Origin of the sequence: Pseudomonas oryzihabitans, assembly GCF_006384975.1 — a bacterium.
GTDB classification, from domain to species: Bacteria; Pseudomonadota; Gammaproteobacteria; order Pseudomonadales; family Pseudomonadaceae; genus Chryseomonas; species Chryseomonas psychrotolerans_B.
Window position 1 is genome coordinate 5,242,288 of record NZ_CP021645.1, and the last position, 20,505, is coordinate 5,262,792.

The following is a 20,505-nucleotide window of genomic DNA, read 5'->3' on the forward strand; positions in this document are numbered from 1 at the left end:
CATGTTGAAAGTCAGCGTATATCGTTACAACCCGGATCAGGACGGCCTGCCGTCCATGCAGGAGTTCCAGGTCGATACCGGTGGGAAGGACCTCATGGTGTTGGACGTCCTGGCTCTGATCAAAGAGCAGGATGAAGGCTTCTCCTACCGTCGTTCCTGCCGCGAAGGCGTCTGCGGCTCCGACGGTATGAACATCAATGGCAAGAACGGCCTGGCGTGTATCACCCCGCTGTCGTCCGTGGTCAAGAACGGCAAGCTGGTCGTGCGTCCGCTGCCCGGTCTGCCGGTCATCCGTGACCTCGTCGTCGACATGAGCATCTTCTACAAGCAATACGAGAAGGTGAAACCGTTCCTGCAGAACGAGACGCCGGCACCGGCCATCGAGCGTCTGCAGAGCCCGGAAGATCGCGAGAAGATCGACGGCCTGTACGAGTGCATCCTGTGTGCCTGCTGCTCGACGTCCTGCCCGTCCTTCTGGTGGAACCCCGACAAGTTCCTCGGTCCGGCCGCGTTGCTGCAAGCCTATCGTTTCCTGGCTGACAGCCGCGATACCAAGACCCAGGAGCGCCTGGCTGCCATGGACGATCCGTTCAGCGTGTTCCGCTGCCGTTCGATCATGAACTGCGTGGCGGTCTGTCCCAAGGGGCTGAACCCGACCAAGGCCATTGGCCATGTGCGGGCGATGCTGCTGCAGAGCGGTACCTGATCCACGTCCCGCCCGGCCAGTTGTGCCGGGCGGGTTCGTTAGCGACCTTGATAGCTTGATTCAACCAACGTCCATTCAGGGATACCCGGAACAGCATCCGGGCATCGGCGCAGCCGCAGTGAGGCCGGGTTCCACGCAGGAACCGGCCATCGGCTGACGTTATCTCTGCCGAAGGGGTGATCTAGATGCACGAAAGTCAGATGCAGCAACTGTGGGACAGCGCTCACCTGTCCGGCGGCAACGCTGCTTACGTGGAAGAGCTCTATGAGCTGTTTCTGCACGATGCGAATGCCGTTCCGGAAGAGTGGCGCACCTACTTCCAGAAGTTGCCCGCGGTAACCGGTAACTCGCCGGACGTCGCGCATTCCGCGATTCGCGATCACTTCGTCCTGCTGGGCAAGAACCAGCGCCGAGCTCAACCGGTCTCTGCCGGTACCGTCAGCTCTGAACACGAGAAGAAGCAGGTCGAAGTCCTGCGTCTGATCCAGGCGTTCCGTCTGCAAGGCCATCAGGCGGCCCAACTCGACCCGCTGGGTCTGTGGAAGCGTCAGCCGCCTGCCGATCTGCTGCTGAACCACTACGGCTTGACCGATGCCGACCTGGATACCACCTTCCGTACCGGTGAATTGTTCATCGGCAAAGAGGAAGCAACTCTCCGCGAAATCCGGGATGCGCTGCAAGAGACATATTGCCGCACAGTGGGTGCGGAGTTCATGCACATCGTCGATTCCGAAGAGCGTCGCTGGTTCCTCCAGCGCCTCGAAAGCGTCCGCGGTCGTCCCCAGTATTCCGCCGAAGTGCGCACCCATCTGCTGGAGCGTCTGACCGCCGCCGAGGGCCTGGAAAAGTACCTGGGCACCAAGTACCCGGGCACCAAGAGGTTCGGTCTGGAAGGCGGCGAGAGTCTGATCCCGCTGATCGACGAGATCATCCAGCGTTCCGGTTCCTATGGCGTGAAGGAGCTGGTGATCGGCATGGCCCACCGTGGCCGCCTCAACGTCCTGGTCAACACCCTGGGCAAGAACCCGCGCGACCTGTTCGACGAGTTCGAAGGCAAGAAGCTCGTCGAGCTGGGCTCGGGTGACGTGAAGTATCACCAGGGCTTCTCGTCCAACGTCATGACCCAGGGCGGTGAAGTCCACCTGGCGCTGGCGTTCAACCCCTCGCACCTGGAGATCGTCTCTCCGGTGGTGGAGGGTTCGGTGCGGGCACGTCAGGATCGTCGTGGCGATCGTACGGGTGACAAGGTCGTGCCCATCGCCATCCACGGCGACGCCGCCTTCGCTGGCCAAGGCGTGGTCATGGAAACCTTCCAGATGTCGCAGACCCGTGCCTACAAGACCGGTGGCACCCTGCACATCATCATCAACAACCAGGTGGGCTTCACCACCAACCGCCAGGAAGACGCGCGCTCCACCGAGTACGCCACCGACGTCGCCAAGATGATCCAGGCGCCGATCTTCCACGTGAATGGCGACGATCCCGAAGCGGTGCTGTTCGTCACCCAACTGGCGGTCGACTACCGCATGCAGTTCAAGCGTGACGTGGTCATCGACCTGGTGTGCTACCGCCGCCGTGGTCACAACGAGGCCGATGAGCCGAGCGGCACCCAGCCGCTGATGTACCAGCAGATCGCCAAGCAGCGCACCACCCGCGACCTCTACGCCGATGCCCTGACCCAGGCTGGCGTCGTGTCCAGCGAGCAGGTTCAAGAGCAGTTCGAAGCCTACCGCGGCGCGCTGGACGAAGGTCGCCACGTGGTGGCCAGCCTGGTCAAGGAGCCCAATCGCGATCTGTTCGTCGACTGGAAACCCTATCTGGGCCACGCCTGGACCGCGCGCCACGACACCCGCTTCGACCTGAAGACCCTGCAGGAGCTGGCCAACAAGCTGCTGCAGATTCCAGAAGGCGTCGTGGTACAGCGCCAGGTCGGCAAGATCCTCGAGGATCGGCAGAAGATGACCGCTGGCGGCCTGCCGCTGAACTGGGGCTTCGCCGAGACCATGGCTTACGCCACCCTGCTGCACGAAGGCCATCCGATCCGTATCACCGGTCAGGACGTTGGTCGTGGCACCTTCTCCCACCGTCATGCGGTGCTGCACAACCAGAAGGACGCCGTGCCTTATGTGCCCCTGCAACATCTGACGGATAACCAGCCTTCGTTCGAAATCTACGACTCCTTCCTCTCCGAGGAAGCGGTGCTGGGCTTCGAATACGGCTACGCCACCACCACGCCCAATGCGCTGGTGATCTGGGAAGCCCAGTTCGGTGACTTCGCCAACGGTGCCCAGGTCGTCATCGACCAGTTCATCACCAGCGGCGAAATCAAGTGGGGCCGCCTGTGTGGCCTGACCATGCTGCTGCCCCACGGCTACGAGGGCCAGGGCCCGGAACACTCCTCGGCGCGCCTGGAGCGTTACCTGCAACTCTGTGCCGAGCAGAACATCCAGGTGTGTGTGCCGACCACCCCGGCGCAGATCTACCACCTGCTGCGTCGCCAGGTGATCCGCCCGCTGCGCAAGCCGCTGGTGGTGCTCACGCCCAAGTCGCTGCTGCGTCACAAGCTGGCCATCTCGACCCTGGAAGACCTGGCCCATGGCTCCTTCCAGACCGTGATCAACGAGCTGGACCCCATCGATGCCCAGCAGGTCAAGCGCCTGGTGCTGTGCAGCGGCAAGGTCTACTACGACCTGCTGGAAAAGCGCCGCAGCGAGAATCGCCAGGACATCGCCATCGTCCGTCTGGAACAGCTCTACCCGTTCCCGGAAGACGACCTGGCCGAAGTCCTGGCTGGCTATCCGAACCTCGAGCGCGTGGTCTGGTGCCAGGAAGAGCCGATGAACCAGGGCGCCTGGTACTGCAGCCAGCATCACATGCGCCGCGCCGTCTCCGCCTACAAGGCCGGTCTCGGCCTGGAGTACGCCGGTCGCGATGCCTCGGCAGCCCCGGCTTGCGGCTATGCCTCCATGCACGCCGAACAGCAGGAAAAGCTGCTGTCGGATGCCTTCACCGTTTGATTCGCCACGCGACTACCACAGATCACTAAGGAAATTCATAGAATGGCTATCGAGATCAAAGCCCCTACCTTCCCTGAATCGGTCGCCGATGGCACCGTCGCCACCTGGCACAAGAAGCCGGGCGAGGCCGTCAAGCGTGACGAGCTGCTGGTGGACATCGAGACCGACAAGGTCGTCCTGGAAGTAGTGGCTCCTGCCGATGGTGTCCTGGCCGAAGTCATCAAGAACGAAGGCGATACCGTGCTGAGCGAAGAAGTCATCGCTCGCATCCAGGAGGGCGCCGCTGCTGCCGCCCCGGCCGCTCAGCCGGCGGCTGCCAGTGCCCCGGCAGCCGCTCCGGCGGCCGCTGGTAGCGACGAGGATCCGATCCTGGCCCCTGCCGCGCGCAAGATCGCCGAAGAGAACGGCATCGATCCGGCCACCCTGGTCGGTACCGGCAAGGGTGGTCGCGTCACCAAGGAAGACGCCGTCGCCGCTGTCGAGGCCAAGAAGTCCGGCGCTGCCGCTCCGGCTGCCAAGCCTGCCGCTGCCGCCGCTCCGGTGGTGACCGCTGCGGGCGACCGCACCGAGAAGCGCGTGCCCATGACCCGTCTGCGGGCCAAGGTCGCCGAGCGCCTGGTTGAAGCCCAGTCCAGCATGGCCATGCTGACCACCTTCAACGAAGTCAACATGAAGCCGATCATGGACCTGCGTTCCAAGTACAAGGACATGTTCGAGAAGAAGCACAATGGCGTGCGTCTGGGCTTCATGTCCTTCTTCGTCAAGGCCGCTACCGAGGCGCTCAAGCGTCAGCCGGGCGTCAATGCCTCCATCGACGGCAACGACATCGTCTACCACGGCTACCAGGACATCGGCGTGGCCGTGTCCAGCGACCGTGGCCTGGTGGTTCCGGTGCTGCGCAACGCCGAGTTCATGAGCCTGGCGGAAGTGGAAGGCACCATCGCCGACTTCGGCAAGAAGGCCAAGGCCGGCAAGCTGACCATGGAAGACATGCAGGGCGGTACCTTCACCATCTCCAACGGTGGTGTCTTCGGTTCGTTGCTGTCCACCCCCATCGTCAACCCGCCGCAGACCGCGATCCTGGGCATGCACAAGATCCAGGAACGCCCCATGGCGGTGAACGGCCAGGTCGTCATCCTGCCGATGATGTATCTTGCCCTGTCTTATGATCATCGCCTGATCGATGGCAAGGAAGCCGTGACCTTCCTGGTCACCATGAAGGACCTGCTGGAAGATCCGGCCCGTCTGCTGCTGGACATCTGATCCGGCTCTCGCGGTGCGGGGCAGGGGCCACGCACCGCTTCAAGTTTCCATGCCTGAAGCTGCTCCAAGGGGATTAGTGTATGAGCGACAAATTCGACGTAGTGGTGATCGGCGCCGGCCCTGGTGGCTACGTGGCCGCCATCCGCGCCGCGCAGCTGGGCCTGAAGACGGCCTGTGTCGAGCGCTACAAGGGCAAGGAAGGCAAGATCGCCCTGGGCGGTACCTGCCTGAACGTGGGCTGCATCCCATCCAAGGCGCTGCTGGACAGCTCCTACAAGTACCATGAGGCCCACGAGGGCTTTAAGGTGCACGGTATCGATGCGCCGAACGTCACCATCGACGTACCCACCATGATCGGCCGCAAGGACCAGATCGTGAAGAACCTCACCGGCGGCGTGGCTACCCTGTTCAAGGCGAACGGCGTGACCCTGCTGGAAGGTAACGGCAAGCTGCTGTCCGGCAAGAAGGTCGAAGTCACCGGCCTGGACGGCAACGTGCAGGTGGTCGAGGCCGAGAACGTCATCCTGGCCTCCGGCTCGCGTCCCATCGACATCCCGCCGGCTCCGGTGGACCAGAAGGTCATCGTCGACTCCACCGGCGCCCTGGAATTCCAGAGCGTGCCCAAGCGTCTGGGCGTGATCGGTGCCGGCGTCATCGGCCTGGAACTGGGTTCGGTCTGGGCCCGCCTGGGTGCCGAAGTCACCGTGCTGGAAGCCCTGGACAAGTTCCTGGTCGCCGCTGATGACCAGGTCTCCAAGGAAGCCTATAAGATCCTCTCCAAGCAAGGTCTAGACATCCGTCTGGGTGCCCGGGTGACCGGCTCTCAGGTCAACGGCGAGGAAGTCACCGTCAACTACACCGAAGGCGGTGAAGAGAAGCAGATCACCTTCGATCGCCTGATCGTTGCCGTGGGCCGTCGTCCGGTCACTACCGACCTGCTGGCAGCCGACAGCGGCGTGGAAAGCGACGAGCGTGGCTACATCTACGTCGACGACTATTGCGCCACCAGCGTGCCGGGCGTCTATGCCATCGGCGACTGCGTACGTGGCCTGATGCTGGCGCACAAGGCCTCGGAAGAGGGCGTGATGGTCGCCGAGCGCATCGCCGGTCACAAGGCCCAGATGAACTATGATCTGGTGCCCTCGGTGATCTACACCCACCCGGAAATCGCGTGGGTCGGCAAGACCGAGCAGGCCCTGAAGGCCGAAGGTGTCGAAGTCAACGTCGGTACCTTCCCCTTCGCGGTCAGCGGTCGTGCTCTGGCAGCCAATGACACCGCCGGCTTCGTCAAGGTCGTGGCCGATGCCAAGACCGATCGCGTCCTGGGCGTCCATGTGGTCGGCCCGAGCGCGGCAGAGCTGGTCCAGCAGGGCGCCATCGCCATGGAATTCGGCTCCAGCGCCGAAGACCTGGGCATGATGGTGTTCTCGCACCCGACCCTGTCCGAGGCGCTGCACGAAGCGGCTCTGGCGGTGAACGGTCATGCGATCCACGCCGTGAATCGCAAGAAGCGTTAAGAGATTGATAGAACCACGGGGTCGCCGACCGCCGTGGAGCCCTTGGGCTCCACCGCAGGAAGGCGCTCCGGACCCCTGCGCAGTAGGGGTCACAGGTGGCGCGGTGCCCGCGACCGTCCGGAGGACGGCTCGGAGAACGCACAGCGTCTAATGCGCAATACCCAACGAAGACGGTAGACAAGCATGAATCTCCACGAGTATCAGGGTAAGCAGCTGTTCGCTGAATACGGCCTGCCCGTTTCCAAAGGCTTCGCTGTAGACACCCCCCAGGAGGCCTACGAGGCTTGCGGCCGTATCGGCGGCGACGAGTGGGTCGTCAAGGCCCAGGTACATGCCGGTGGCCGCGGTAAGGCCGGTGGCGTGAAGCTGGTCAAGAGCAAAGAAGAAGCCAAGGAATTCGCCGCCAAGTGGCTGGGCCAGCGTCTGGTGACCTACCAGACCGACGCCAACGGTCAGCCGGTCAGCAAGATCCTGGTCGAATCCTGCACCGACATCGACAAGGAGCTCTATCTGGGCGCCGTGGTCGATCGTTCCAGCCGCCGCATCGTGTTCATGGCTTCCACCGAAGGTGGCGTGGATATCGAGAAGGTCGCGCACGACACTCCGGAGAAGATTCTCAAGGCCACCATCGATCCGCTGGTGGGCGCTCAGCCCTACCAGGGCCGCGACCTGGCTTTCCAACTGGGCCTGAAAGGTGACCAGATCAAGCAATTCACCCAGATCTTCGTCGGTCTGGCCAAGCTGTTCCAGGACTACGACCTGGCGCTGCTGGAAGTGAACCCGCTGGTGATCAAGAAGGACGGCAACCTGCACTGCCTGGATGCCAAGATCAACATCGACAGCAACGCCATCTACCGTCAGCCCAAGCTGCGCGCCTTCCACGACCCGTCGCAGGACGACGCCCGTGAAGCCCATGCGCAGAAGTGGGAACTGAACTACGTGGCCCTGGAAGGCAGCATCGGCTGCATGGTCAACGGTGCCGGTCTGGCCATGGGTACCATGGACATCGTCAACCTGCACGGCGGCAAGCCGGCCAACTTCCTGGACGTCGGCGGCGGCGCGACCAAAGAGCGCGTGACCGAAGCGTTCAAGATCATCCTGTCCGACAGCAACGTGAAGGCCGTTCTGGTGAACATCTTCGGCGGCATCGTGCGCTGCGACATGATCGCCGAAGGCATCATCGGTGCCGTGAAGGAAGTCGGCGTGAAGGTGCCGGTCGTGGTTCGCCTCGAAGGCAACAACGCCGAACTCGGTGCCAAGGTCCTGGCCGAAAGCGGCCTGAACATCATCGCGGCAACCAGCCTTACCGACGCTGCCCAGCAGGTCGTCAAGGCCGCGGAGGGTAAGTAATGAGCGTCCTGATCAACAAAGACACCAAGGTCATCTGCCAGGGCTTCACCGGTAGCCAGGGTACCTTCCACTCCGAACAGGCCATCGCCTATGGCACCCAGATGGTCGGCGGCGTGACCCCCGGCAAGGGCGGCACCACCCACCTGGGCCTGCCGGTGTTCAACACCGTCAAGGAAGCCGTGGAAGCCACCGGCGCCGATGCCTCGGTGATCTACGTTCCGGCTCCCTTCTGCAAGGACTCCATCCTGGAAGCCGCCTTCGGTGGCATCAAGCTGATCGTCTGCATCACCGAGGGTATCCCCACCCTCGACATGCTGGATGCCAAGGTGAAGTGCGACGAGCTGGGCGTACGCCTGATCGGCCCGAACTGCCCCGGCGTCATCACCCCCGGCGAGTGCAAGATCGGCATCATGCCCGGTCACATCCACCTGCCGGGCAAGGTCGGTATCGTGTCGCGTTCCGGCACCCTGACCTATGAAGCCGTGAAGCAGACCACCGACGCCGGCTTCGGCCAGTCCACCTGCGTGGGCATCGGTGGCGACCCCATCCCGGGCTCGAACTTCATCGACATCCTGAAGTTGTTCCAGGACGATCCGAAGACCGAAGCCATCGTGATGATCGGCGAGATCGGTGGCAGCGCCGAGGAAGAAGCCGCGGCCTACATCAAGGCCAACGTGACCAAGCCGGTGGTGTCCTACATCGCGGGCGTCACCGCTCCGCCCGGCAAGCGCATGGGCCACGCCGGCGCCATCATCTCCGGCGGCAAGGGCACTGCGGACGAGAAGTTCGCCGCCCTGCAGGACGCCGGTGTGAAGACCGTGCGTTCCCTGGCTGACATCGGCAAGGCCCTGGCCGAGCTGACCGGTTGGGAAGTCAAGAAGGCCTGAGCCTGACTGATTGGAAAGAGGCCGCCTTCGGGCGGCCTTTTTCGTTGTGGGCGCCTTGACGCCTCATCGCCTGCCGGCTGCCTTTTCGCCGGTAATTCGTTAGGATGACAACCTTCCGCTCCATCAGCCACGGCGTGGCGCTATCAAGACCTGCTCCCAAGAGGGCGGGCTGCTCCGTTTTCCTCATTGCTGGTACTGCCTTCCATGAAAGCTTTGCAAAGCCGGGACGTCCTGGCCCTCGGATTCATGACGTTCGCGTTGTTCGTCGGCGCGGGCAACATCATCTTCCCCCCCATTGTCGGTCTGCAGGCCGGCGAACACGTCTGGAGCGCCGCGCTGGGCTTTCTGCTCACCGCGGTTGGCCTGCCGGTGCTGACCCTGATCGCTCTGGCCCGCGTCGGTGGTGGCATGGATGCCCTCAGCAAACCCCTGGGGCGCACGGCCGCCCGGGTGTTGGCCATCGTCTGCTATCTCTCGGTAGGACCGCTGTTCGCCACGCCGCGAACCGCTACGGTGTCCTTCGAGGTCGGCGTCGCACCGCTGCTGGGCAGTGGTCCGGTTCCGTTGTTCCTCTACAGCCTGGTGTACTTCCTGGTGGTGCTGGTGGTGTCCCTCTATCCGGGGCGCCTGCTCGACACCGTGGGACGCTTCCTCGGCCCGCTGAAGATCCTGGCGCTGGCGGTGCTGGGTGGCGCCGCGCTGTTCTGGCCGGCAGGCGGGCCCGCCACCGCGGCGCCCGAGTACGCCTCGCGGGCGCTGTCCCAGGGCTTCGTCAACGGCTATCTGACCATGGATACCCTTGGCGCCCTGGTGTTCGGCATCGTCATCGTCAACGCCATCCGCGCGCGGGGCGTGACCGCGCCGCAATTGCTGACGCGCTACACCATCATCGCCGGCCTGATCGCCGGGGTCGGCCTGGTACTGGTTTATCTGAGCCTGTTCCAGCTCGGCGCCGGCAGCGGCGCTCTGGTGCCCCACGCCAGCAATGGTGCCGAGGTCCTGCATGCCTATGTGCAGCACACCTTCGGCAGCCTTGGCAGCGACTTCCTCGCGGTATTGATCACCCTGGCCTGCCTGGTCACGGCAGTGGGCCTGACCTGCGCCTGCGCGGAATTCTTCAGCGAATTCCTGCCGTTCAGCTATCGCAGCCTGGTGGTCCTGTTGGCGGCTTTCTCGCTGCTGGTCTCCAACCTGGGGCTGACTCAACTGATCCAGGTCTCGGTACCGATCCTGACTGCCATCTATCCGCCCTGCATCGCCCTGGTGGTGCTGAGCTTCTTCAGCTCGCGCTGGGCGGCGCCTGGCCGCATCATCGGTCCGGTGCTGCTGGTGGCGCTGGCCTTCGGTATTCTCGATGGTCTGCAGGCCGCTCACCTGGCAGTGCCCTATCTGAATGCCGCCGTGCAGTGGCTACCCCTGGCCGACTCCGGCCTGGGTTGGCTATTGCCAGCGGTAGTGGTGGGAGTTGTGGCCCTGGTGCTGGAAAGTCTGCGGCCAAAGGGTGTTGCGGAAGAGGTTGATGGCGAGGTGCGTCCCTCGCGCTCCTGACTCGGCACTCAGCCACAAAAAAGCCCGCATCAGCGGGCTTTTTCATAGCCAATCCAATTACGGCTTGGGCTGGGTAGCCGGGGCGGTGCCGTTGGTGGTGCCAGTGGCCGGATTCACCGAGGTGGCTTCGCCCTTGGACTGCTCCTTGGCAGCCTCGTTGGCGGCTTCGTTGCGCTGCTCAGCAGCCTTGTTGCTCTGCTCTGCGGCTTTGTTCAGATTTTCCTGGGCTTTCTGTTCGGTCTTGGCAGCATCCTGAGCCTTGTTTTCGGAAGGCTTGTCACAGGCGGCGAGGCCGAAGGCGGCAGTGAAGAGCAGGGCGATGGCGAAGGGCTTTTTCATGTGTTTTCTCCTTATGAACTACACGACAGCCGTTCGAACGCACCGGCAAAAGCTAAGTTCCTCGCCCAATGTAAGCTCTGTGCAAATTCCTACCTGTATCGCGAACCGGGTCGATGAAGGTTGAAATGTCGTGTGGCGCCCCCATCTCCGCGTCATCGCCAGAGCGGCTGGCGCGTATCTATCGATTGCGGAGTTCGTAGCATGAGTGTGGAGACTCAAAAGGAAACCCTAGGCTTCCAGACCGAAGTGAAGCAGCTGCTTCACCTGATGATTCACTCGCTGTATTCCAACAAGGAAATCTTCCTGCGCGAATTGATTTCCAACGCCTCCGACGCGGCCGACAAGCTCAGATTCGAGGCGCTGTCCAAGCCCGAACTGCTCGAAGGCGGGGATACGCTGAAGATTCGCCTGAGCTTCGACAAGGAAGCCGGCACCGTCACCCTCGAAGACAACGGCATCGGCATGAGCCGCGAGGAAGTCATCGCCCACCTCGGCACCATCGCCAAGTCCGGCACCGCCGACTTCCTGAAGAACCTCAGCGGTGACCAGAAGAAGGATTCCAACCTCATCGGCCAGTTCGGTGTGGGCTTCTACTCGGCCTTCATCGTCGCCGACCAGGTCGATGTCTATACCCGTCGTGCCGGCCATCCCGCGTCGGAAGGCGTGCGCTGGTCGTCCAAGGGCGAAGGGGAGTTCGAGGTCGCGACCATCGACAAGCCCGAGCGCGGTACCCGTATCGTGCTGCACCTCAAGCCTGAGGAAACCGAATTCGCCGATGGCTGGCGGCTGCGTAACGTGGTCAAGAAGTACTCCGACCACATCGGCCTGCCCATCGAGCTGCCCAAGGAACACCACGGCAGCGACGAGGAAAAACCCGCCGAGCAGGAATGGGAAACCGTCAACCGCGCTAGCGCGCTCTGGACCCGTCCGCGTACCGAACTCAAGGACGAGGACTACCAGGAGTTCTACAAGCACGTTGGCCATGACTTCGAGAATCCCCTGACCTGGAGCCACAACAAGGTCGAGGGCAAGCTCGAATACACCTCGCTGCTGTACGTGCCGGCCCGTGCACCCTTCGATCTCTACCAGCGCGAAGCGCCCAAGGGCCTCAAGCTCTATGTGCAGCGCGTCTTCATCATGGACCAGGCCGACCAGTTCCTACCGCTGTACCTGAGATTCATCAAGGGTGTGGTGGACTCCAACGACCTGTCGCTGAACGTCTCCCGCGAGATCCTGCAGAAGGACCCGGTGATCGACTCCATGAAGTCGGCACTGACCAAGCGCGTGCTGGACATGCTGGAGAAGCTGGCCAAGAGCGAGCCGGAGAAGTACCAGTCGTTCTGGGGCCACTTCGGCCAGGTGCTCAAGGAAGGTCCGGCAGAAGACTTCGCCAACCGCGAGAAGATCGCCGGCCTGCTGCGTTTCGCCTCGACCCACAATGGCGACGATGCCCAGAACGTTTCCCTGGCCGACTACCTTGGCCGGATGAAGGAGGGCCAGGACAAGATCTACTACCTGACCGGTGAGAGCCACGCCCAGATCAAGAACAGCCCGCACCTGGAAGTCTTCCGCAAGAAGGGTGTCGAGGTGCTGCTGCTGACCGATCGCATCGACGAATGGCTGATGAGCTATCTCACCGAGTTCGACGGCAAACACTTCGTCGATGTCGCCCGTGGCGATCTCGACCTCGGCAAGCTGGATAGCGAAGAAGACAAGCAAGCCCAGGAAGAGGTGGCCAAGGCCAAGGAAGGACTGGTCGAGCGTCTCAAGCAGGCCCTGGACGCCCAGGTCAGCGAGGTACGCGTGTCCCATCGCCTGACCGATTCGCCGGCAATCCTGGCCATCGGCGAGCAGGACCTCGGCCTGCAGATGCGCCGGATCCTGGAAGCCAGCGGCCAGAAGGCACCGGACTCCAAGCCGATCTTCGAGATCAATCCGCAGCATCCGCTGATCGAGAAGCTCGACGGCGAGCCCGATGAAGACCGCTTCGCCGACCTGTCGCACATCCTGTTCGATCAGGCCGCGCTGGCCGCGGGCGACAGCCTCAAGGATCCGGCCGCCTATGTCCGCCGGTTAAACAAATTGCTGGTGGAATTGTCCGCTTAAAGATGCAGAAGCCCGTTTAGGGCCTGTTAAAAGCCTCGCGAGCTAGAGACAAACAAGGCGAAAAGACCTGAGGAAGCGGAGTTTACGCATGGTAAATGAGCATTCCGAAGGTCTTTTCAACGCAGTTTGGCCGACGCGCAGCAGGCTTTGAACAGGATCTTAGGCGGGCTTCTTTCTATCTACGCTCCGGAGGACCCCATGGTCGATGTCACTGTAAAACCCGTTCCCTACGAAATCGACGGCCAGCCGTTCGAGAGCCAACTGGTGTACGCCACCAGCGGTCATCCCACCCGGCCGGGCGTGCTGTTCGCGCCGAATTGGATGGGCGTCTCCAATGGCGCCGTGGAGCAGGCCAAGCAACTGGCCGAGGCCGATGGCCTGGCCTATCTGGTGGTCGATTTCTATGGCCGGGACGTGCGTCCGCAGAATGCCGACGAAGCCCTGGCGGCCATGACGCCGATCCGCGGCGACCGTGGCCTGCTGCGTCAGCGCATGCAGGCGGCCTATGCCGCGCTGGTCGCCCAGGCGGAAAGCGCTGCGGTGGACGTCCATCAGATCGCCGCCATCGGCTTCTGCTTCGGCGGTTGCGCGGCCCTGGAACTGGCACGCGATGGCGCGGCGCTGAGCGCCGTGGTGACCTTCCACGCCAATCTGGATACGCCCACGCCCGCCGATGCAGCGCGCATCACCGGCCCGGTGCTGGTGCTGCACGGCGCCGCCGATCCGCTGGTGCCGGACGAGCAACTCGCTGGCTTCCGTCAGGAGATGGACGCCGCTCAGGTGGATTGGCAACTGCTGAGCTATGGCGGCGCGGTGCACTCCTTCACTGATCCCGCGGCCAACAATCCGGGCAAACAGCAGTATCACCCGGTGGTGGCCAAGCGTGCCTTCCTGGCGATGCACAACCTGTTCGATGAGGTCTTCGCGCGGGGCTGAGCCTTGGTCCGACACCTGCCGGGTTTTTCATTGACCTCGGCGGGCCAGCAAGGTCATTCGCTGCGGATGACCTCGTCGGCGTAGCTCAGCGGTGCCCGGCAACGCCGGCATAGATAGCGTCGGCCCTTGTGGACCAAGGCATGGCGCTGGGCAGTGAATTCGAAGCGCCCATCCGGGCAACTGCAGCGATACAGGTAGAGGGTGCGTGCCCGTTGCGGCAGTTCGTAGGTATGGCAGCGATCCGGCGGCAGTCCATAGACGCCGCGCATGATCAATTGCCATTCCTCGCCATGGGGGCGAATGGCCCCACCGAACAGTTGATGCGCCACCAGATGAGCCACCTCATGAGCGACGGTCTGCTCGAGGAAATGGCTGCGGTTCTGCTGATAGAGCAGCTGGTTGAATCTCAGCCGATTCTCGGTGAGATGAGCGACTCCGGCGCGTTGGCCACGTAGGGCCAGGCTTACCTCGGGACGGGGAAAGCGACGTTGGAAGAAGGCCTCGGCCTGCCGATAGCAGTCTTCGACCCGGTCTTTGAGTTGTTCAGGCATGGGCAACCTCTGGCGAGGAAGGGGATTATGCCGAAGCTCGTGCCTGCTCCCTAGCGTCCGCGGTCGGCTGGTGGCCGTAGTGCCGCCTCAGGGTATCCATGGCCGCATTGATGGCCTGCAGCCGTCCCGTGCTGCCGCCGCGGTCCGGGTGATGCCGACTGGCGAGTTGCCGATAGCGTCGGCGGATCTGGCCATAGTCGGCCGAACGATCGAGGCCGAGCAGGCGCAAGGCGTCCAGCAGTTCGGACTCACCATTCACCAGGGCCCAGAAATGATTGAGCAGATTGGCCACGTCTTCGGGCGTGGTCATTTCCAGGTGGGTGAGGTCCAGATAATAGGCACGTAGCGGATCGGCGACGGTCAGACCGGCCTTGGCCCTTAGGTAGGGGCGCAATTCGATGCGTAGCGCACTGATGAGCAATTCGGCGCGCTCTTCCGCGCGCAGCCGGTCGCGGAGCCGGTAGAGAGCATTGAAGACGCGAAAATGCAGGCGAAAGAGTTCGTAGTTGTCGGTGACCGGGCTGGGCGGCACCAGCGGCGAGCCGGCCCGGCGCAAGGCTTGCAGCAACTCGTATTCGGACAGGCTGGTCCGGGCTTGCAGCAATTCGCGGTGCAGCGCCGCCATGAGATCCTGGGCGTCGTTCATGGTCGCTGGTCGCTCCTGGCTGACGTTCGGGGTAGGGCGCGGGACGCTTTGCGCGTAAAATGCCGGCCTTTCGTTTTTTCCTTTCGCGGATTCATCCATGGGCACCCTTTCGGTCAACCAGAACAAGCTGCAGAAACGTCTGCGCCGTCTTACCGGCGAAGCCATCGCCGACTACAACATGATCGAGGACGGCGACAAGGTGATGGTCTGCCTGTCCGGTGGCAAGGACAGCTACACCCTGCTCGACATGCTGCTCTATTTACAGAAGGTCGCGCCGATTCGCTTCGAGATCGTGGCGGTCAACCTCGATCAGAAACAGCCGGGCTTCCCTGAACACGTTTTACCCCAGTACCTGCAGGAACTGGGCGTCGAATATCACGTTCTGGAACGTGATACCTATTCGGTGGTGAAGGAAAAGATCCCGGAGGGCAAGACCACCTGCTCGCTGTGCTCGCGCCTGCGCCGGGGCATTCTCTATACCTTCGCCGACGAGATCGGCGCGACGAAGATGGCGCTCGGCCATCATCGTGACGACATGGTAGAAACCTTCTTCCTCAATTTGTTCCATGGCGGCACCCTCAAGGCCATGCCACCCAAGCTGCGCGCCGACGATGGTCGCAACGTGGTGATCCGCCCGCTGGCCTATTGCAGCGAGAAGGACATCGAAGCCTACGCGGTGTTGCGCGAGTTCCCGATCATCCCCTGCAACCTCTGTGGCTCCCAGGAAAACCTGCAGCGCAAGGTGGTCAAGGAGATGCTGCTGGAATGGGAGCGCAAGACGCCGGGGCGTACCGAGATCATGTTCCGCGCCCTGCAGAACGTGGTGCCGTCGCAATTGGCCGATCGCGAACTGTTCGACTTCGCCAGTCTCAAGGTCGATGACAACGCGACGCCGCGCTTCGTCCAGGTGATGAATCTCTGATGCGGGATTACGCCTGGCTGCACGAGTACGCCCTGAATCGCTGCGGCTCCCCCGCGGCGCTGGAGGCGCGCCTGCCGCGCCCGGTGGACGCCGCGACCTTGAAAGCGGTCGGCGATGACCGCTACCTGTCGCTGCTGACCCGGCGGATCTTCCGCGCCGGGCTCAAGCACAGCCTGGTGGATGCCAAATGGCCGGCCTTCGAGGAGGTCTTCTTCGGCTTCGATCCGGAGAAGGTGGTACTCATGGGCGGTGAGCGACTGGAGCGGCTGATGCAGGACGCCCGGCTGATCCGGCACCTGGGCAAGCTGCGCAGCGTGCCGCTCAATGCCCAGATGGTGCTCGATTTTCAGCGTAGCCACGGCAGCTTCGGCCAATTGCTGGCCGAGTGGCCCGAGCAGGACATCGTCGGGCTGTGGGAGCTGCTGACCAAGCGCGGCAATCAGCTGGGCGGTCTGTCCGCCCAGCGTTTCCTGCGCATGGCCGGCAAGGACACCTTCCTGGCGACCGATGACGTGGTGGCTGCGCTCAAGGCGCAGAATATCCTCGACAAGGCGCCTACCGCCAGGCGCGACCGGCAGAAAATGCAGGAGGCCTTCAATCTCTGGCAGGAGCAGAGCGGTCGGCCGCTGTGCCAGCTGTCGGTGATGCTGGCCCTGACGGTGAATCATTGAGCGACACCCTGGCGCGCGCCCGGCGGCTGCTGGAGCGGGCCGAGCGCGTGCTGTTCATCACCGGGGCTGGTTTGTCGGCCGATTCTGGACTACCGACCTATCGTGGGCTGGGCGGGCTGTACAACGGCCTCACCGACGAGGGTGTCCCCATCGAGGCGGCGCTCTCGGGCAGCATGCTGCGGCAGCGTCCCGACATCTGCTGGCGGTATCTGGCGCAAATCGGGCGCGCCTGCGTCGCGGCTGCACCGAACGCGGCGCATCAGGCCATTGCCGACTTCGGTCGACGCCAGCCTGCCGCCTGGGTGCTGACCCAGAACATCGATGGCTTTCATCGTCAATCGGGCTACCCGCCCGAGCGGCTGATCGAGATCCACGGTCAGCTGGAGCCGCTGGCGTGCATGACCTGTAGCCAGGCAGTGGCGAATTCTCCCGCCTATCTGGATGGAGCGCTGCCACCGCGCTGCCCGGAATGTGGCGGGATCCTGCGTCCTCCCGTGGTGCTGTTCGAAGAAGCGCTGCCGGTGATGGAATTGCAGCGCCTGCGGCAGGCCCTGGACGGTGGCTTCGACCTGGTGATCGCGGTAGGCACCACGGCGGCCTTTGCCTATATCCAGGAACCCATCACCCGGACCCTGGCCGCGTACGGCCATCTCATCGAGATCAATCCCGACCGCTCGTCGCTTAGCGACTCGGCGACCGTTCAGATCGAAAAAAGGGCCGTAGACGTCCTTCCTTGGCTTTTGAGTCACACGGAGCGATAAAAAAACTTGCCATCTGTGACTCAGGTCGGCAAGGTGTCGAAACTTTGAAAAAACGACACGGTCGTGCCCATGCCAAGGATTCGCCTCGCACCCCTCGTGCCCCTGTCTCTGGTTTGCTTGCTCGCCGCTTGCGCGAGTGCACCGCAAAGCCCGGACTCCGTCGTCAATCAAGATCACACTGGCCCTTCCCGGACCTTCCAGACCGCCTCCTTGCATGGCTCGGCTGCGAATGGTCTCGAACCGGCCGCCGTGGAAAGCCAAGGCAATTCGCAACGCCCGGTCTTCCCCCATACCCAGTCGCCGTACCGGCTCGATTGGGAGCGTGAAGTCGGCCCGCGCCAGGCGCTGCCGAATCTGGCGGACCAAATCCTCAATCGCGCGACCCAGCTTGTGGGTACCCCCTATCGTCGTGGCGGCAGCACCCTGGCCGGTTTCGATTGCAGTGGCTTCGTCAATTACGTGTTCCGCGAGCGAGCCGGCATGACGCTGCCGCGCTCGACCCGCGAGATCATCAACCTCGAAGTACCGGTGGTGAGCAAGAACGATCTGGAACCCGGCGATCTGTTGCTGTTCAATAGCAACGGCCGTGGTCGGGTCAGTCACACCGGTATCTACATGGGCGACGGCAAGTTCATCCATTCCTCCAGTCGTCGCAGTGGAGGCGTGCGGGTGGACAGCCTGGACGAACAGTACTGGAAGGTGAGTTTCCTGGAAGGCAAGCGCGTACTGCGCTGAGACGTACCTAGGCGATCGTCGCCGGTGCGTCTCGAGGACCCGTCGGTGCTGCGTGGCAGGCCGGCGGTGATCGATGGATAACTAAGGATCTTCCCCATGCCGCATGCGGCTCGCCTAGGATTGTATTGCGCCTTTCTGTTGCTGGCCGCCTGCGCCGGCAGCCCGCCCCAGGCACCCGCTCCAGCACCGGTCGTCTCCCGGCCCATGCTAGAGAGCCAAGCCCAGGCGGCCAACGATGTGCTGTTCCGCGCCATCGGTCTAGTCGGCACGCCTTATCGCTATGGTGGCAATACCCCTGCGGGTGGTTTCGATTGCAGTGGTCTGATCGGCTACGTGTATCGCGATGCGGCGGGTGTGACCTTGCCGCGTTCGACCCGCGAGCTGATCAGCCTGGGGTCGCCCAACGTGGCGCGTAACGCCTTGCAGCCCGGTGACCTGATCTTCTTCGCCACCGCGGGCGGGCGCGAGGTGAGTCACGCCGGCATCTACGTAGGGGAGGGGCGTTTCGTCCATGCACCTCGTACCGGCGGTACGGTGCGGCTGGACAGTCTGGCCAAGCCCTACTGGCAGAAGAGCTACCTGCAGGCCAAGCGGGTACTGGTCACGCCGAGCCTCGCCGGCGGCTATTGAACCCCGTTCCGTCCGGACCGCTCGAATAGGCATCCAGCCCGAGCGGAGCCCCTCATGCCCCAGGCGATACGTCTGCCGCCCCAGCCGGCTCGTTGCGAGTTGTGCGGTCGGGCGGCGCCGCTCACCCGCCATCACCTGATCCCCCGCTCGCTGCATGACAAGGCCTACGTGCGCAAGAAGTTCGACCGCGTCAGCCGCATCACCGCCACCCTTTGGGTCTGCCGACCCTGCCACAACCATATCCACCAGACCTTCGACGAAAAGACCCTGGCGCTGGAATACAACAGCCGCGAACTGCTGCTCAGCGATGCGCGCATCCGCCAATTCGTCGACTGGCTGGCGGCCAAGCCCGATGGCTTTGTGCCCAAACGTTGAATAATACCACCCCTTTAGCATGGTCCTTTGGTAGGGTTTTTCCTGCATTTTCTGAGTGGGGTGGTAGGTGTTAATCAAGGCCGCGGGGAGTCTGCGTGGCTGCCGGCGCTCTGGATGAGGGTGCCTCTGCTGTGGGGGTTTGAAGTGAGTCGGCTGTCGGCGGAAATGTAAAGACCAGCGCAAGGGTCATGACCAAAATTGTCGCCTGCATCCCAGCTCCGGGGTTGTGCGCCACGGCTGGCTGTCGCTGCGATTAGGATGACGGCAAAGCTAAGGCAGAACCGGCTGGTCCGGTTCGACCTCATGAGGAGAGTCGATGAGATCCTTTGCCCTGCCGTGTCTGGCGGGGGTGCTGCTTCTGGGTTCCGCTGGGCTGGCCCGCGCAGACGAGGCTGAGCTGGCTCGTGGTGAATACCTCACTCGCCTGGGTAACTGCCAAGGCTGCCATACCCGTCCCGATGGCGCGCCCTTCGCGGGCGGGGTCGCTTTCGATACGCCGTTCGGCCGCCTCTATTCGAGCAACATCACGCCGGATCGTCAGCACGGACTCGGTGACTGGACGGCGGAGCAGTTTCGCCGGGCGCTGCACGAGGGGCTCGGCCGCGACGGCGAGCAGCTCTATCCGGCCTTTCCCTACACGGCCTATACCCGCCTGAGCGACGCAGACGTCGCCGCCATCTTCGCCTTCCTGCGGATCCAGCGGCCGGTGCCCTATGCGCCGCCCGCCAATGCGTTGCGCTTTCCCTTCGACCAACGGGCGCTGATCCGCGGCTGGAAGTGGTTGAATTTCACGCCGGGTCCGCTGCCGGCCGTTGCGGATGCGCAGGTGGCCCGGGGCGCCTATTTGGCCGAAGCGGTGGGGCATTGCCAGGAATGTCATACCCCTCGTACCTGGAGCCAGGGCCTCGACAGCGGCCGCGCCTATGCCGGGGCGACCCAGCAGGGCTGGACCGCCTGGAATCTTACGACCGACCCGCGCGGCCTAGGCGGTTGGAGCGATGCCAAGCTCGCCAGCTATCTGCGCGAAGGCCATCAACGTGGCGAGGCGGTGGCGGCGGGCCCCATGGCCGAGGTGGTGAGCGGTGGTACCCGCTATCTGAACGACGCCGATCTCGGCGCCCTGATCGCCTACCTGCGCACCTTGCCGGCTCAGCCTGGCGCGGTGCCGGCGCGGGCGGAAGTACAGCCGCCGGGCGAAGCCGGGACGCTCAGTGCCGCCGAAGCGGAGAGCGCCGCGTTACTGCAGTCGGCTTGCGCCAGCTGCCATGCGCCGGATGATCGCGGGCCGGCCGGGCCGTACCCGCGTTCCTTCAGTAATTATTCGGCGGTGCGCGATCCCACGGGGACCAATCTGATCCGGGTGCTGCTCGACGGACTCGACCGCCAGGGACGCACCGAGCATGCCTTCATGCCAGCCTATCGGGATCTGCTCAGCGACAGCCAGATTGCCGATCTGGCCACCTACATCGGCCGCCGCTTCGGCGGCCATGCCGCCGACATCCGTCCCGAGGACGTGGGGGCGGCACGGGAACGGGAGAAATAGCG

The 20,505-nt window shown here is 63.4% G+C and carries 19 protein-coding genes; 16 read left to right on the forward strand and 3 right to left on the reverse strand.

The window, feature by feature from the left end; translation table 11 throughout:
* Position 1: 1 nt before the first annotated feature.
* From CCZ28_RS23600 to brnQ, 7 genes are all read left to right on the forward strand, one after another.
* Positions 2-706, forward strand: coding sequence for a succinate dehydrogenase iron-sulfur subunit (locus CCZ28_RS23600; RefSeq protein WP_140221148.1), 705 nt, complete (start codon positions 2-4; stop codon positions 704-706).
* A gap of 185 nt (positions 707-891) precedes the next feature.
* The gene (locus CCZ28_RS23605) at positions 892-3,723 is read left to right on the forward strand and encodes a 2-oxoglutarate dehydrogenase E1 component (protein WP_140221149.1); all 2,832 of its coding nucleotides are present in this window, start codon (positions 892-894) and stop codon (positions 3,721-3,723) included.
* 42 nt (positions 3,724-3,765) lie between these two features.
* Positions 3,766-4,986, forward strand: a complete 1,221-nt coding sequence (gene odhB, locus CCZ28_RS23610) for a 2-oxoglutarate dehydrogenase complex dihydrolipoyllysine-residue succinyltransferase (RefSeq protein ID WP_058762468.1) — start codon at positions 3,766-3,768, stop codon at positions 4,984-4,986.
* Between the two features lie 80 nt (positions 4,987-5,066).
* Positions 5,067-6,503: a dihydrolipoyl dehydrogenase gene (lpdA, locus tag CCZ28_RS23615; RefSeq protein ID WP_058783748.1), complete on the forward strand. Its 1,437-nt coding sequence runs from the start codon at positions 5,067-5,069 to the stop codon at positions 6,501-6,503.
* Between the two features lie 183 nt (positions 6,504-6,686).
* On the forward strand, positions 6,687-7,853 hold the full coding sequence (gene sucC, locus CCZ28_RS23620) for an ADP-forming succinate--CoA ligase subunit beta (protein ID WP_058762466.1): 1,167 nt from the start codon (positions 6,687-6,689) through the stop codon (positions 7,851-7,853).
* Positions 7,853-8,740: a succinate--CoA ligase subunit alpha gene (gene sucD / locus CCZ28_RS23625; RefSeq protein WP_058762465.1), complete on the forward strand. Its 888-nt coding sequence runs from the start codon at positions 7,853-7,855 to the stop codon at positions 8,738-8,740. Before sucC ends, sucD begins: the two co-directional genes overlap by 1 nt.
* A 204-nt stretch (positions 8,741-8,944) precedes the next feature.
* Positions 8,945-10,288 carry a branched-chain amino acid transport system II carrier protein gene (gene brnQ, locus CCZ28_RS23630; RefSeq protein ID WP_140221150.1) on the forward strand — a complete coding sequence of 448 codons (1,344 nt, stop codon included), beginning with the start codon at positions 8,945-8,947 and terminating at the stop codon, positions 10,286-10,288.
* Between the two features lie 57 nt (positions 10,289-10,345).
* Here the strand turns inward: brnQ and CCZ28_RS23635 are convergent, their stop codons facing one another.
* Positions 10,346-10,627: a hypothetical protein gene (locus tag CCZ28_RS23635; protein WP_140221151.1), complete on the reverse strand. Its 282-nt coding sequence runs from the start codon at positions 10,625-10,627 to the stop codon at positions 10,346-10,348.
* Between the two features lie 201 nt (positions 10,628-10,828).
* Between CCZ28_RS23635 and htpG the strand changes: the two genes are divergently transcribed.
* A complete protein-coding gene (gene htpG / locus CCZ28_RS23640) occupies positions 10,829-12,733 on the forward strand; it encodes a molecular chaperone HtpG (protein ID WP_140221152.1) in 1,905 nt (634 codons plus the stop codon).
* Between the two features lie 198 nt (positions 12,734-12,931).
* Positions 12,932-13,669, forward strand: a complete 738-nt coding sequence (locus tag CCZ28_RS23645; RefSeq protein WP_058762461.1) for a dienelactone hydrolase family protein — start codon at positions 12,932-12,934, stop codon at positions 13,667-13,669.
* Positions 13,670-13,722: 53 nt separating this feature from the next.
* On the opposite strand, the gene CCZ28_RS23650 is transcribed toward CCZ28_RS23645, so the two are convergent.
* Together CCZ28_RS23650 and CCZ28_RS23655 are read right to left on the reverse strand one after the other, a co-directional pair.
* Positions 13,723-14,226, reverse strand: coding sequence for a SprT family zinc-dependent metalloprotease (locus tag CCZ28_RS23650; protein WP_437179182.1), 504 nt, complete (start codon positions 14,224-14,226; stop codon positions 13,723-13,725).
* Positions 14,227-14,245: 19 nt separating this feature from the next.
* On the reverse strand, positions 14,246-14,866 hold the full coding sequence (locus tag CCZ28_RS23655) for a DNA-J related domain-containing protein (protein WP_140221154.1): 621 nt from the start codon (positions 14,864-14,866) through the stop codon (positions 14,246-14,248).
* A 97-nt stretch (positions 14,867-14,963) separates the two neighbouring features.
* Between CCZ28_RS23655 and ttcA the strand changes: the two genes are divergently transcribed.
* The 7 genes from ttcA (at position 14,964) to CCZ28_RS23690 (ending at position 20,503) form a co-directional block, all read left to right on the forward strand.
* Positions 14,964-15,788, forward strand: coding sequence for a tRNA 2-thiocytidine(32) synthetase TtcA (ttcA, locus tag CCZ28_RS23660; RefSeq protein ID WP_140221155.1), 825 nt, complete (start codon positions 14,964-14,966; stop codon positions 15,786-15,788).
* Complete coding sequence (locus tag CCZ28_RS23665; RefSeq protein WP_140221156.1) at positions 15,788-16,459, forward strand: DNA-3-methyladenine glycosylase I; 672 nt, start codon at positions 15,788-15,790, stop codon at positions 16,457-16,459. Before ttcA ends, CCZ28_RS23665 begins: the two co-directional genes overlap by 1 nt.
* Positions 16,456-17,220: an SIR2 family NAD-dependent protein deacylase gene (locus CCZ28_RS23670; protein WP_140221157.1), complete on the forward strand. Its 765-nt coding sequence runs from the start codon at positions 16,456-16,458 to the stop codon at positions 17,218-17,220. Before CCZ28_RS23665 ends, CCZ28_RS23670 begins: the two co-directional genes overlap by 4 nt.
* Before the next feature lie 69 nt (positions 17,221-17,289).
* Complete coding sequence (locus CCZ28_RS23675; RefSeq protein ID WP_140221158.1) at positions 17,290-17,955, forward strand: C40 family peptidase; 666 nt, start codon at positions 17,290-17,292, stop codon at positions 17,953-17,955.
* Between the two features lie 96 nt (positions 17,956-18,051).
* Positions 18,052-18,585, forward strand: coding sequence for a C40 family peptidase (locus CCZ28_RS23680; protein WP_140221159.1), 534 nt, complete (start codon positions 18,052-18,054; stop codon positions 18,583-18,585).
* 54 nt (positions 18,586-18,639) lie between these two features.
* On the forward strand, positions 18,640-18,960 hold the full coding sequence (locus tag CCZ28_RS23685) for a hypothetical protein (protein WP_058762453.1): 321 nt from the start codon (positions 18,640-18,642) through the stop codon (positions 18,958-18,960).
* A gap of 316 nt (positions 18,961-19,276) precedes the next feature.
* The gene (locus CCZ28_RS23690) at positions 19,277-20,503 is read left to right on the forward strand and encodes a c-type cytochrome (protein ID WP_140221160.1); all 1,227 of its coding nucleotides are present in this window, start codon (positions 19,277-19,279) and stop codon (positions 20,501-20,503) included.
* The last annotated feature ends 2 nt before the right edge of the window (positions 20,504-20,505 follow it).